General features: G+C 55.7%; 13 protein-coding genes. 8 read left to right on the top strand and 5 right to left on the bottom strand.

Annotated elements, in window-relative coordinates:
* Window positions 1-48 precede the first annotated feature (48 nt).
* The 5 genes from EC840_RS02975 to EC840_RS02955 all read right to left on the bottom strand — a co-directional run bounded on the left by EC840_RS02975 (window position 49) and on the right by EC840_RS02955 (window position 5,401).
* Window positions 49-588, bottom strand: a complete 540-nt coding sequence (locus tag EC840_RS02975; RefSeq protein ID WP_112289242.1) for a DUF2058 domain-containing protein — start codon at window positions 586-588, stop codon at window positions 49-51.
* A 168-nt stretch (window positions 589-756) separates the two neighbouring features.
* Entirely contained in the window at window positions 757-1,761 is a 1,005-nt protein-coding gene (locus EC840_RS02970; RefSeq protein ID WP_132963949.1) for a 2OG-Fe(II) oxygenase family protein, read from the bottom strand.
* Window positions 1,762-1,788: 27 nt separating this feature from the next.
* Window positions 1,789-3,216 carry an amidohydrolase family protein gene (locus tag EC840_RS02965; RefSeq protein WP_132963948.1) on the bottom strand — a complete coding sequence of 476 codons (1,428 nt, stop codon included), beginning with the start codon at window positions 3,214-3,216 and terminating at the stop codon, window positions 1,789-1,791.
* Between the two features lie 11 nt (window positions 3,217-3,227).
* A complete protein-coding gene (locus tag EC840_RS02960; RefSeq protein WP_132963947.1) occupies window positions 3,228-4,217 on the bottom strand; it encodes an ABC transporter substrate-binding protein in 990 nt (329 codons plus the stop codon).
* Between the two features lie 260 nt (window positions 4,218-4,477).
* Window positions 4,478-5,401, bottom strand: a complete 924-nt coding sequence (locus EC840_RS02955; RefSeq protein WP_132963946.1) for a LysR family transcriptional regulator — start codon at window positions 5,399-5,401, stop codon at window positions 4,478-4,480.
* Window positions 5,402-5,613: 212 nt separating this feature from the next.
* On the opposite strand from EC840_RS02955, the gene EC840_RS02950 reads away from it, so the two are divergent.
* Genes EC840_RS02950 through EC840_RS02915 form a run of 8 tightly spaced genes read left to right on the top strand, consistent with a single transcriptional unit; the run spans window position 5,614 to window position 13,320 of the window.
* Window positions 5,614-6,588, top strand: coding sequence for a PDR/VanB family oxidoreductase (locus EC840_RS02950; protein ID WP_132963945.1), 975 nt, complete (start codon window positions 5,614-5,616; stop codon window positions 6,586-6,588).
* A gap of 20 nt (window positions 6,589-6,608) precedes the next feature.
* Window positions 6,609-7,889 carry a cytosine deaminase gene (locus tag EC840_RS02945; protein WP_132963944.1) on the top strand — a complete coding sequence of 427 codons (1,281 nt, stop codon included), beginning with the start codon at window positions 6,609-6,611 and terminating at the stop codon, window positions 7,887-7,889.
* Window positions 7,879-8,349: a RidA family protein gene (locus EC840_RS02940; protein ID WP_132963943.1), complete on the top strand. Its 471-nt coding sequence runs from the start codon at window positions 7,879-7,881 to the stop codon at window positions 8,347-8,349. Before EC840_RS02945 ends, EC840_RS02940 begins: the two co-directional genes overlap by 11 nt.
* Window positions 8,350-8,370: 21 nt before the next feature.
* Complete coding sequence (locus tag EC840_RS02935; protein ID WP_132963942.1) at window positions 8,371-9,252, top strand: creatininase family protein; 882 nt, start codon at window positions 8,371-8,373, stop codon at window positions 9,250-9,252.
* A gap of 13 nt (window positions 9,253-9,265) precedes the next feature.
* Complete coding sequence (locus EC840_RS02930; RefSeq protein ID WP_112289233.1) at window positions 9,266-10,249, top strand: ABC transporter substrate-binding protein; 984 nt, start codon at window positions 9,266-9,268, stop codon at window positions 10,247-10,249.
* Window positions 10,246-11,073 carry an ABC transporter ATP-binding protein gene (locus EC840_RS02925; protein WP_120163445.1) on the top strand — a complete coding sequence of 276 codons (828 nt, stop codon included), beginning with the start codon at window positions 10,246-10,248 and terminating at the stop codon, window positions 11,071-11,073. Before EC840_RS02930 ends, EC840_RS02925 begins: the two co-directional genes overlap by 4 nt.
* A 4-nt stretch (window positions 11,074-11,077) precedes the next feature.
* Window positions 11,078-11,893 carry an ABC transporter permease gene (locus EC840_RS02920; RefSeq protein WP_129638730.1) on the top strand — a complete coding sequence of 272 codons (816 nt, stop codon included), beginning with the start codon at window positions 11,078-11,080 and terminating at the stop codon, window positions 11,891-11,893.
* A 26-nt stretch (window positions 11,894-11,919) separates the two neighbouring features.
* The gene (locus EC840_RS02915; protein ID WP_132963941.1) at window positions 11,920-13,320 is read left to right on the top strand and encodes an FAD-binding oxidoreductase; all 1,401 of its coding nucleotides are present in this window, start codon (window positions 11,920-11,922) and stop codon (window positions 13,318-13,320) included.
* Window positions 13,321-13,388 lie beyond the last annotated feature (68 nt).

Below are 13,388 nucleotides of genomic sequence, written 5' to 3'. Positions count from 1 at the left end.
TAAAAAGCCCTTCCGGGCTTTTTATTCATCATCAGCTCAAACCACTTATCACCACATCAAATCATCTGGCACTTTGAAATCTGCATACGGATCATCTTCGTCCTGCTCTTCCTGACTCAGTGCGCTGTTTAATACAATGCTGTTGGCATCACGCTGCGCGATTTTATCCGCTACGCTGGCAGGGATAATGGCGTATTCGCTCTCGCCGCTTTTTTCAGAAACCAGACGCGCAATAGCGAGACGGCCGCTGATTAGCTGCGCCTGAGTGGTTTTATCCACGGCGATGCGTTTGATCAGTTTGTCGTCGGTGAAGTTGAAATCGATATTGCCTTTCGAAATGACGATTTTATTCATTTCAATCAGCTGTTTTACCTGCGCTTTATACTCTTTAGACAACGCCGCCTGCTTCTGTTCTTCGCTCAGCTGTTTATCACGCTCAAGCTGGGCTTTTTTATTTTCTTCCACAGCGGCACGGGCTTCACGTGCCTGAACGCGCGACTTTTTTGCCGTTCTCTGCACTTTGTCCATCTTTTTGCTGCTGACTAATCCCGCTTTCAGCAACTGTTCTTGTAAGGTGAGTTTTGACATCGTTGTTTCTAAATCCGTTGAAAAATTTCAGCGATTATAACCGTAATTTTTAAGCCTATACAGGCCGGAGAACCTGAATGCTGAGTGACAGGCTCTCCGGCGTCGAATTGTGCCCGATAAAAAGCCCGCCTCAGAAAACTTCAGCGGGCTTAGGCTTACCGGTTCTGCTTATCCCTTAGCGAAGTTCGCCTGAATGCGCTGTTGCAGATAATCTTCGGCACTGATGGCCGGATACTTCGCCTGCGGCCCCAGAATTTCGACGTCTTTATTGGCCTGACAGAAAAATGCCAGGCTGTAGCGCGCGCCCTGATATTCACCGGGCAACGGGCTTCTGACGCGATGGAAGTTTGATGGCAACTGGTCGTCGCTCCAGCGCATCAGCATGTCGCCGATGTTGCAGGTGATCACTTCTTCGCGCGGCTCGATGCTGGTCCATTGCTGGCTTTCGCTGTCTTTGCCCGGACAAACCTGCAATCCGCCCTGAGCGGGACGCTGGAAAAGCAGCGTCAGGCAGTCGAAATCCGTATGCGCACCGGCGCGCCACATGCCCTGCTCCGACTGTTCGGTGGCATAGTAGTGCAGCATACGCAGCGTACTCTGGTAGGTTTGCTGATCCGGATTATGCGCCTGCTCGAAAAAGTGTTCCGGGAAGCCCAGTTTCAGCGCAAAACAGGAAAGCAATTTCATGCCCAGTTGCCAGCATTGCGATTCAAAACTCAGCATGGTGTCTTTGAACGCCGGCAGTTCCTGTTCGCGCGGCCACAGCTTGTCCATCAGCGGACGGGTGATCTGATAGGACTCTTTCTGATCCGGCGTTTTGGTTGACGGCCTCACCTGTGATTTATTCTCCCAGCCAGCGTTACGCGCCAGCGGATACTGCGCTTTTACCGCGTCGGGCAGCGAGAAGAAATCTTCTGTCATGCTGAATGCCTGACGGATATTGCTCAGTGCGATGCCGTGATTGCTCACCTGAAAGAAGCCGATTTCAACGGCTGCATTCCACAGTTCGTCGGCGATCTCACTTTTACGCTTTTCGAAATCGGACAGGTCTATACAACGCACTTCACGGGCAAACGTCTCTTCGCCCATCGCGCCCATTCCGGCTTCTTTTTCCAGTTCCTGTAATGCATAACCTGTTGTTTGAGCTGACGGTGTTTGAGTTGATTGCGTCATTATTCTTATCCTTATTTATCAATTAGGTTAGCGCGCAGCGCGTTGTTGCAGGGTACGGACGGCAGCCATCGCGTCATGGCGCATGGCGTCCAGATCGAGACCGGGGATAACATCGTTTTCGACGATCACGCGGCCATTGATCATCAGCGCCTTCAGTGAGGCGCGACCGCCACAGGCCACCGGGCCGATTGCCATGTCGTGCAGGCCGAAATAACGCGGGTCGTCGAGCCGGTAAATGGCGATATCCGCCAGCATACCGACCTGCACGGTGCCGCTCTGTTGCAGACCGAGGATCTGCGCCCCGCCCGCGCTGCCCCAGCGCACCACATCTTCGATGGATGCCGCATCACCGCCGCCCTCAAAAGTGCCGCCGTCATAGCGCGGTGTCGCCATCATGCCTTTACGCGCGCGCTGTAAAAGCCACGCGGCATGCGCTTCACTTTGCATGTCAGCGGCTTCGTTGGATGCCGCACCATCAACGCCCAGCGAAACCGGCACGCCCGCCTGTTCCAGCGCCAGCAGGTCGGCGATGCCGCTGCCCAGACGTCCGTTGCTTTGCGGACAGTGCGCAATGCCGGTGCGGGTTTGTCCCAGCATGGCGATCTCCTGCGGCAGCAACTTGACCAGATGCGCAAACCAGACGTCGTCCCCCAGCCAGTCGTGTTCCGCGCAAAACTGCACCGGCGTCATGTCGAACTTAGCGCGTGCCGCATCGAGATAATCCACCGTTTCCGACAGATGGCTGTGCAGGCGTATCCCTAAACTGCGCGCCAGTTTGCCCATTTCGCGCAACTGCGCACCGGGCGCAGAATGCAGCAAGGTGGTCGGTGCCATGACCACGCGGCGCAGAGACGTCGGTTTCGGATCGTGATAACGCCCCACCAGCCGTTCCATATCCGCCATGTAATCATCGAAATTTTCCGGTCTCAGCGCCTGCGGTAAATCTTTCTCAATCGCCCGTCCCTGCGTTGCACCGCCACGGCATAAGACAATGCGCATTCCCAGCGCTTCCCCTTCGCTGAACAGGATTTCCGAGGTATCAAACGGCATATCCGGCCAGTAAAGGTAATTATGATCCGCCACCGTCGCGCAACCAGAACGCAGCAACTCAGTCAGACCGATACGTACCGCGAGGCGAAATGTGGATTCATCGAACGTGGCGCGAAAGCGATAAGGCGTGGCGCTTAACCACGCGGTCAGGCTTTTGTTCAGCCCCTGAGGTTCGCCTTTCAGTAATGACTGAAACAGATGATGGTGAGTGTTGACCCACGCCGGATACACCACGCAGTCGCGGGCATCAACCAGCCGCTCGTCCGGCAATGCCGTCAGGGAGCCCATCGCCTCAATCACGCCATGACGCACACGAATATCTGGCCCGGCGTAACGCGCCCCGTCGCCCGGCAGGCCGGTCAGGATGGCGTGAGCATTTTTAATCAGTAAAGAGTCAGATGACATCGCAACGCTCCTCAGGGTTTAACCTGCATGTGCTCAACAAATTCGGTGGTATACGCCTGTTTCCAGTCGGTATCCGCGTTTAGCAGTTTGGCGTTGACCATGAAATCGCGGGTTTTCTGCCAGCGCGTTTCCGTCATGGTGCCCCAGCCCTGCGTCGCCGCATCGCCGCCATCAATCAGGTGATGCTCTTTGATTTGCTGAACGCCCCAGGCCAGCAGGTCGTCGGTCATTTTCGGGTTATCCTTTTTGATCAGCGCGTTACCGGCCGCCGGGTTTTGCAGATAACTCACCCAGCCTTCCATCGATGCCTGCACAAATTTCGCCATTGCCTCTTTGCGGCTGCTGATAAGGTCAGGACGGGTGATCAGAATGCCGCCATAAGGCGGATAGCCGTGCTCCGAGAACAGGAAGAAATTGGATTTCACACCTGCCTTTTGCGCCTGAAACACTTCAGAGCTGACGTACGCCTGCTGCGCTACGTTCTCGTCCGCGACAAAGGGCTGAATATTGAAGGTATACGGGCGAACCTGCGAATCGCTGAGCTGATAGCGTGCTTTAAGCCACGGCCACCAGGTCGATTGCCCGGAGCTGGAAACGAGAATAGTTTTATCTTTCAGGCCGTCGAGCGACGTCACGGAAGCGTGGGTCAGTAACCCCTGCGGGTCGAACTGGAAAGGCGCCGCGATGGCTTTGGCCTGAAAACCACGCTGCACCGATTCGAGCAACTGCAGGTCATAACCGATGATGACGTCAGCGCGTTTTGATAACAGCAACTGCATGCCGTTGATCTGCGGGCCGCCGGACTGAATGCTGACATCCAGTCCGTAACGTTTGTAAATGCCCGTCGCCAGCGCCTGATAATAGCCGCCCTGTTCAGCCTGCGCGTACCAGGAAGTCAGCAGTGCGATTTTCTCATCGGCCTGCGCCGACAGGGAGAAAGCGCCAGTGATCAGCGTGCTCAGCACGCAGCAAGACAGGGGAATGCGGGAAATTGACTTCATTGCTCCTCTCCTAATCATCGCCGGAGGGAGGATAAGCAAACGCGGCTCAGCCCCCTGACCAGCTCAAAATGAACCGCGAAATGGTTGCTGAGCAATGTCCCGCGCAGTTGCCTGCACTGACCGCTTCTACTCACTTTTAACTATACAAAAACGATGCCAACTTCGCAGATGCGCTTTCCCTGCGCCTTGTCGGGATAATTACGTCTCACGCCCTGCAACCTTTGATTCATCACAGAGCGTGAAGCACCAAAAGCGTGCAATCAGTGCCGTTCACGCCCCGCCGTTTGGATCTGGCTGAATAACATCTCCAGTTGTTTGAGCATCATCGAAGCGGCAAGAGAAAGCTGCCGTGAAGGGGCAACGCACAGGGACAGCGTGAAGGTTTTTAATTGCGGATCGGTCAGCGGAATAAACTGCAACTCGTCGCTTTCCACTTCATCCATGATATCGAGCCAGCACAGAATGCCGATGCCCATTTTCTCTTTAATCAGCGAACGGATCATGTGGATGTTATTGGACACCGCGACTTCGCGAACCATGTCACCGTTGATATTCATCAGCGCCTGCACCGGTTCGGCCAGCATCAGCGGTGCGGCGGGCAGGATAAACGGATATTCCATGCACTGATTGAAACGCACGCCGCTTCTGTCGCCCAGCGGATGCCCTTTCGGCACCACAATGCCCAGCTCAATTTCGGCGAAAGCGCGCACCTGCAACTCACGGGAACTTTGCGGATTCAGCATCAGTCCGAAGTCAGCATCGCCGGACATCAGCGCCTGCTGGATATCCACGTTGTTCATGGTGGTCAGCGTGAACGAAATATTCGGATAATCGACGTGCACTTTTTTGAGCATCGACGAGAAAAATTGCCGGTTGATGGCATCGATGGTGGCAATCCGTACGTGCCCGCGCCGCAACCCGCGCAGATCGTCGAGCTGTTCCAGAACACGCGAAAAATCCTTTTTCCAGTTATTGGCAGCATGCAGCAACAGCTCCCCCGCCGCCGTCAACCGTAAACCTGTGGGATGACGTTCAAACAGCGGCATCGCCAGTTCCTTTTCAACCCGCAATATCTGCCGGTCAATTGACGATGCGGCAACATGCAGGGTTTCGGACGCCTTACGAAACGATCCCTGACGGGCAACCTCGGTGAAGTACAGCAGAAATCGGGAGAATGCGAACATAGGGAGTGCTCTCTTTTATGCAACGGGATGTGCGAATCAAAGCGCTGGACGCAACAGTTTTATAACAATAACGTAGCTTTCAATGCAACGGGAACAATCGTTTCACCGCTTATCAGCCCGGCTCTGCGCAGTCATTTGCGTAAGACAGCGGGTTTTGCGGTGAACGGATCGACGCCCCTTTTATGAATGATTCATCAGAGAAAATACGGTAAATGACGATGAAAGATGCCGGATTAATTCCTGTCACAATTAAAACCGTGAAGTTAAATGGTAAGGGTAATATTTCCGTGCAGCTTATTTCGCAGGACGAAAATCTATTACCGCCTTATTTTCCCGGCGCGCACATTGACGTTTTTATTCCGAAACTCGGCCCGAGGCAATATTCTCTTTGCGGTGAAAACGGCAACGGGGAATATTACGAAATCTGCGTGAAACTGGCAGAATACTCCACCGGCGGATCGCACTTTATTCATCATCATTTCCGCCCCGGTGACAGCCTGACCATTTCGGCGCCGCGCAATCATTTCCCTTTGCCTGACGCCGGTAAATATCTCTTCTTTGCCGGTGGTATCGGCATCACGCCGCTGCTGGCAATGGCGGAACACGTTGCGAAGCAACAGATTGAATTTGAACTGCATTACTCTGTTTCAGACAGTGAACACATCGCGTTTCTGCCGCGCTTAACTGCGCCCGCCTTAGCGAAAAATGTCTTTATACATGACAGCAGCGCAAACGATTCCCTGCGCCATAACACGCCGCTGAGTTTATGTCAGCCGGATGAGAATACGCGGGTACTGGCCTGCGGGCCGGACGGATTTATTCAGCGCCTTGAAGACATTATGCGCACCCATCACTGGCAGGAAAATCAATTATCTTTCGAGCGGTTCAGTAATGCGAATATTGGTAAGGAAGCAGAAAATCAGGCATTTCATATCCAGCTTAACTCCACCGGGCAACGTTATTTAGTCGGCCCGAAACAGAGCATTGCTGAAGTCTTATTAAGCGCCAGAGTCGATATTATGCTGTCTTGCGAACAGGGTATTTGCGGTTCCTGTATTACTGACGTGATCGACGGTATTCCCGATCACCGCGACTGCGTGCTGACAGAAGAAGAGAAAGCCGAGAACACGCAAATAACGCTGTGCTGTTCTCGATCCAAAAGTCCCGTTCTGGTTCTCGACCTGTAATGTCAACACGGAGCGACACAATGAACCTGCCCGATCCCACCACATCGCTGAACGGCATTGCCAACGCTCGTCTGCCCGCGTGGCTGCTTCCCGCCGGATGGCCTTTACAGGCTGGCGAACCAGTTACGGCAGATCTGCGTTTTGACGCAGGCAAAATTGCATCCGTGACGCCTTATCAGCCAGGCCAACATGATTTGTGGAACGCACACGGCACACTGGCGCTGCCGGGGCTGATTGAACCCCACGCCCATCTCGATAAAACCTTCACCATTGCCCGCAGTAGCCCGTCGACACCCGGTCTGCTGGCGGCGATTGAAACCCTGCATCAGGATCGTCAGCACTGGACGGCGGATGATTTGCGTCAGCGTGCCCGCAAGGGTCTGGCGTGGGCAGCGGCGAATGGTGTGACCCGTTTACGCACCCACATAGACTGGTTCGACGTGGCTCCGCCGCTGGCCTGGCTTGAACTGGGCGAGATGGGGCACTCCGGCGTCACGCTGGAACGGGTCGCGCTGGCGCCGCTGAGCCTTTTCGCCGACGCCAGCACGGCTGACCGTATTGCCCGCGCAGTCGCAGAAAGCGGAAAGCATTGTCTGCTGGGCGGATTTGTTCACTCCTCAAACTGGGATCCGGCGGCGATGCGCAATCTGATGCAAAGCGCCTCACGCTGGAAACTGAATCTGGATTTGCATATCGATGAGGAGCTTTCGCCGGTGGCGTACGGCCTGAGCTGGCTGGCTGATTACCTGTCACAAACTGATTTCAGCGGCCACATCTGTTGCAGCCACGGCTGTGCGCTGGCTTCGGGCAGTAAACAACAGGCGCAGCAGATCCTGAGTTTGCTGGCGGCGCAGCGCGTCACCCTGATTGCGCTGCCGATGACCAACCTGTTGTTACAGGATGCCGTCACCGGCCGCACGCCGCGCCAGCGCGGCATCACCCTGCTGAAAGAAGCGCAGACGGCGGGCGTTCCGCTGCTGCTCGGTTGCGATAACGTGCAGGACGCTTTTTGTCCGGCAGGCAGTTATGACCCGCTGGATACGCTGAGCTGCGCCCTGTTCGCGCTTCAGCTGAATGACATTTTTGATCAGCAGTCACGGCTTATATGCGATGCCGGCGCACTGACCGGTGAGGCGCCAGCCGCCCTGCCGCTTTCCCCCGGCAGCGATGCCAGTCTGGTTCTCTTTCCGGACAGCGACAGCCTGACCTGGCCTTTACACAGCGCAGCCCGCCTGGTTATCCGCCACGGCAGGCTGACCCACCAACGCACCTGGAATCAGGAGTTATCCCATGAGTCTTGAAGCAGGAGCGGGCAAACCGCTCGCCCAATATGCCGCATGGCGTCGCGCCGGTGATTTCGTTTTTCTCTCCGGCATCATTCCCGTCAACCCGCAGACAGCAACTATCGTGCGTGGTTTTCAGGATATCCCCGCTGAAGCGCGGCTGCTGCTGGGCGAAACCGGCGAATTCTCCACCGATGCCAAGCAGGGGCCGATCCTCGCTCAGAGCTGGTATGTGCTGGAAAGCATCCGCCACACCATTGAAGACGCGGGCGGGCAAATGAGCGATGTGATCAAGCTGGTGCAGTATTTTCGCAATCTCGATCACTTCCCGTATTACAGCCGGGTCAGAAAACTTTTTTATCCCGGACAACCGCCGGTTTCCACCGTGGTGCAGGTCAGTGAAATGCTGCCAGATGCCGGGGTGCTGATTGAAGTCGAAGCCACCGCCTGGTTACCGCAATCCCGCTCAACCCAATAATGTCAGACCTCGAGGCACAGCATGATTAACGGTTATATTCCTGCAAATCGTTTTCTCCCTTTTCTGAGCTGGACGGCCATCGCTGCCCTGCCTGATAAAGCCAATACGGTGATCGTTCTGCCGACCGGCGCGATTGAGCAACACGGCCCGCATCTGCCGTGTTCGGTGGACAGCGTGATCTCCTCCGGTGTGGCGGGTCATGCGCTGGCGCGGCTGGCGCAAGATATTCCGGCTTACGCCATTCCTCCGATCACCTACGGCAAATCTGACGAACACCTGAATTTCCCCGGTACGCTGACCTTAACCGGCGACACGCTGTTGCAGACGATTTTAGAAATTGCCGAATCGCTGTACCGCGCCGGATTCCGCAAGCTGCTGATGATTAACGGTCATGGCGGACAACCGCAGGTGCTGCAAATAGCCTCGCGGGAAATGCGCCTGCGTCACGGCGACATGATCATGATCCCGCACGACGTGTTCCGCGTGCCGAATGTGGAAAACCAGTTCCTGAGTCCGCTGGAGCAAAAAATGGCGATGCACGCCGGTCACAGCGAAACCGCGGTGATGCTGGCGCTGGCACCGGAATGTGTCCACATCGAACACGCGGTCGCCAATTATCCGCCGGAGTTCCCGTGCCCGACGCTGTCATCAGGCCGTCCTGCCGCCGCCTGGGCTTCCTATGATTTTGGCCCGAGTGGCGTGATCGGCGACCCGACCGGCGCGACCGCTGAACAGGGTCATGCAATCCTTGATTCGCTGGCGGCGAGCTGGGCGCAGGCGATCACCGAAATCCATCACATGCAATGGAAAGCCCGCAGCGAGCCCACCTGGGGAAAACACCACTGGAACGGCTTTGTGCAAACCAGCTTCACTCCTCCTTCGTCTTCTCTGGCCTCTGAATAAAGGAATTCTCACGATGAAAACACAGCATCCCTTCACTTACAGCCTGCTGGCCGTGCTGCTGGCCGGGGTTTCCACCTCCGGCATGGCGGAAGAGAAATTTACCTTTCTGACCAACTGGTACGCGCAGGCGGAGCATGGTGGTTTTTACGAGGCGCAGGCCAAAGGGTTGTACAAAACCGCCGGTCTGGATGTCAGCATCAAAATGGGCGGCCCGCAGGTTAACGTGATGCAACTGATGGCCGCCGGACAGGCTGACTGTACGCTCGGCGACAACGGTCAGGCGCTGGAAACCTGGCAGGCAGGCGTACATGCGGTGACCGTGGCGACAGTGTTCCAGCATTCGCCGACGGTGTTTATCAGCCATGACAAAGTGGAGAAAGGTCAGGCGCTGAAAGACAAAACCTTCCTGCTGGCGACCGAGGCTTATACCTCTTTCTGGCCGTGGGCGAAGAGTGAACTGGGGCTGGGGAGCGCCAAAATCCGCCCTTACACCTTCAGCGTGCAGCCCTTCCTGGCGGACAATAATCTGGTGCAACAGGGGTATGTCACCTCCGAGCCTTTCTCGATCGAAAAAGGCGGCAAACCGTTCTACGTCTACATGCTCAGCGACTGGGGTTATCCGCCGTACGGCAACTCGATTATCTGCATGGCGGATACCGTTAAAAAACGCCCGGCAGCGGTGGCGGCTTTCGTGAAAGCCTCGATGCAGGGCTGGAAAGAATATTTGCAGGATCCGACCGCGGGCAACCAGCTAATCACCCAGGCCAACCCGCGTATGGGAGCCGACCAGATTGCCTTCGGTATCGCGCAGATGAAGAAGTATGAGCTGGTGACCGGCGGCGACGCGCAAACCAGCGGTATCGGCATCATCACGGAACCACGTCTGAAAAAGACCTGGGACATGCTGGTGAAAAACAAACTGATCGACGCGGATAAAGTGCCGTTTGAGCAGACTTATACCCTCGACATGATCAAAGACGCGAAGGTAATGCCATGAATTCAGCCCCCAAACTGACCGTGATGAGCGATGTCCGCTCAGCCAATCCTCCGCCGGTTCCGGCTATCGAAGTGCTGTCGGCGGAGAAAATTTACAGCAACGGCACGCGCGCTCTTTTGCCGGTCAATCTGACCATCAATCAGGGCGAATTCGTCACCCTGCTCGGCCCGTCAGGATGTGGCAAAAGTACACTGCTGAAAATGGTCGCCGGGCTGACAGAACCCAGCGACGGCAAGCTGGTGCTGTGGCGGCGCGACAGCCGGGAAAAAACACAGGTGCCGCTGTCGTTCGTGTTTCAGGAAGCCACGCTGATGCCGTGGAGCAATGTGCAAAATAACGTGCGCCTGCCGCTGGATCTCGCCGGTGTTCCCCGCGCCGAAGCCAACACCCGCGTCAGTGAGGCGCTGGAACTGGTCGGTCTGGGTAAATTTGCCAGCGTCCTGCCACGCGAATTGTCGGGCGGTATGCAGATGCGCGTGTCGATTGCCCGCGGGCTGGTGACGCGTCCGAAACTGTTGCTGATGGATGAACCCTTTGGCGCACTGGATGAAATCACCCGCAACAAGCTCGACAGCGATCTGCTGCGCCTGTGGCGGGAACAGGGGCTGACGGTGGTGTTCGTCACCCACTCGATCCACGAAGCGGTGTTTCTTTCGCAGCGGGTAATCATGATGGCTGCCCGTCCGGGGCGCGTGGTGGAAGATATCGCCATTACCGAACCCTTCCCGCGCAGCGAAGATTTCCGCGTCAGTCCGGCGTTTTCACGCTATGCGAAGCAGTTACAAGACAGCCTGCTGCAAGCCAGCCAATCGGGTATGGAGTAACGGTATGCAAACTCAAAAAACTTCTCCGTGGATCAACAACCCCACGTTTCGCAAAGTGCTGTATCCGGCGGTGGTCGCCGTGGTGGTGATTTTGCTGTGGCAGGGTTGGGTGAGCTATTTCAAAATCCCCCAGTTTCTGGTGCCGTCACCGGTGGTAATGCTGCAAAGCCTGTGGACCAATCTGGGTTCACTGACGATGTCGCTGCTGTTTACGCTGAAAATTACCCTGATCTCGTTTTTGCTCTCGATCGTCATCGGTTCGTTAGTGGCTTTTGTGCTGGTGCAGAACCGCTTTGTGGAAACCGCACTGTTCCCGTACATCGTGTTTTTGCAGGTGACGCCGATCGTGGCCATCGCGCCGCTGATCATCATCTGGGTCAAGGACACCACGCTGTCGCTGGTGGTGTGTTCGACACTGATGGCGGTGTTCCCGATTATTTCCAATACCACGCAGGGGCTGCGCAGCGTATCACCGGGCCTGCTGAGCTATTTCCAGCTGAACCACGCCAGCCGTCTGCAGATCCTCATCCGCTTACGCATTCCTTCTGCCCTGCCTTATTTTTTCGGCGCGCTGCGCATTTCCAGCGGCTTGTCGCTGATCGGTGCCGTCGTGGCTGAATTCGTGGCGGGCACCGGCGGCAATAACACCGGTCTGGCCTATCAGATATTGCAGGCGGGATATCAGCTGGACATTCCGCTGATGTTTGCCGCGCTGCTGCTCATTTCACTCACTGGTATCGCCCTGTTTGGCGTGATGTCGTGGATTTCGAAACGCGTCCTCAGCGCGTGGCATGAAAGCGAAGCCGTGCAATCTCATTAACCTCATTTAATTCAGGCAGGAAGAATATGAACAGTGAACAACGTCAGCAGGCGCTTGCCCTGATTCAGCAGGCGCTTCCCGATCTCGACTGGACTTTGCAGGCGACAAAGGTCAAACGCCTTTCGCGCGATTTTCACTGGTTCAGTCCCGTTCTCAAACAGCAGCTGGAAGATAAACAGGCCGATGCGGTGGTCAGGCCGCGCAGCGAAGAAGAGCTCATTTTGCTGGTGAAAGCCTGCGTTCAGCACCAGTTACCGCTGATTTTGCGCGGCGGCGCGACCGGCAACTACGGCCAGCTGGTGCCGCTGGAAGGCGGCATTCTGGTGGATATGACCGGCTTTAATCAGGTCTGTGAAATGGCTGACGGCGTGGTGCGCGCCCAGGCGGGGATCCGGCTGGCAGAGATTGAAAACCTGACCCGTCCGGCAGGCTGGGAGCTGCGCTGTATGCCCTCCACTTACCGGCTCGCCAGCCTCGGCGGCTTGTACGGCGGCGGTTTTGGCGGTATCGGCTCAATCAACTACGGCCCGCTCGGCGCACAGGGCAATGTGCTCAGCGTTAAAGTCATGACCATGGAAGCCGAACCGCGCATTTTGCACGTTCCTGCCCCGCAGGCACTGCTGCTGCATCATGCCTACGGCAGCAACGGCATTGTGCTCGAGGTTGAACTGGCGCTGGCACCGGTTCATCAGTGGATTGAACGGCTGGACGTTTTCGATGATTTTACCGATGCACTGGATTACGCCAACGCCTTTGCCCGTTCACCGGGGCTGGTTAAACGCCAGCTGGCGCTTTTCGCCGCGCCAATTCCGTCATATTTCAGCCATCTGAACGGACACTATCAGGCCAGCCAGCACGCGGTGATCAGCGTGATTGCGCAGGAAAGCGAAGGTTTTTGCGCCTCTCTGCTGGAAAAATACCGCGGCCACAGCGCCGTGCGCCAGTCCGCCGCTGAAGCACGCGAGGCCAATGCGTCGCTGATGGAATATTGCTGGAACCACACCACCTTGCACGCGCTGAAAATCGACAGCACCCTGACCTATTTACAGACGGCGTTTAATTATACGAACTATCGCCAGCAGATTATCGATATGGCGAATTTATTTGGCGATGAAGTTATTTCACATATAGAGTTCCTGCGCGACAACGACGGAAATATAACCGCCAGCGGTTTACAATTAGTGCGTTATTCCACCGAAGAAAGATTGAACGAAATAATGATGACCTTCCGTGATAATGACGTAAAAATAAATAACCCGCATGTTTATCAAATTGAAGATGGCAAACAGGGAGAAATTAAACCTGACGTCGTTTCGGTTAAAAAGTGCCTTGATCCCAGTGGATTACTCAACCCCGGCAAGCTCCGTGGCTGGGATGTCCGTAACACCCTGATATTAGATAACGATCCTCTGTTATTGAATGAATGAATGAAAAAAAGCCCGCTTAACAACATTAAGCGGGCTTTTTGCTTTCAAACGATGAGTTCAGATCAGAC

The sequence above is a fragment of the Rahnella sp. JUb53 genome (genome assembly GCF_004346065.1).
In the GTDB taxonomy this organism is placed as follows: domain Bacteria; phylum Pseudomonadota; class Gammaproteobacteria; order Enterobacterales; family Enterobacteriaceae; genus Rahnella; species Rahnella variigena.
The sequence above is the reverse complement of the archived record's forward strand: the minus strand, read 5'-3'. Positions and strand labels throughout refer to the sequence as shown.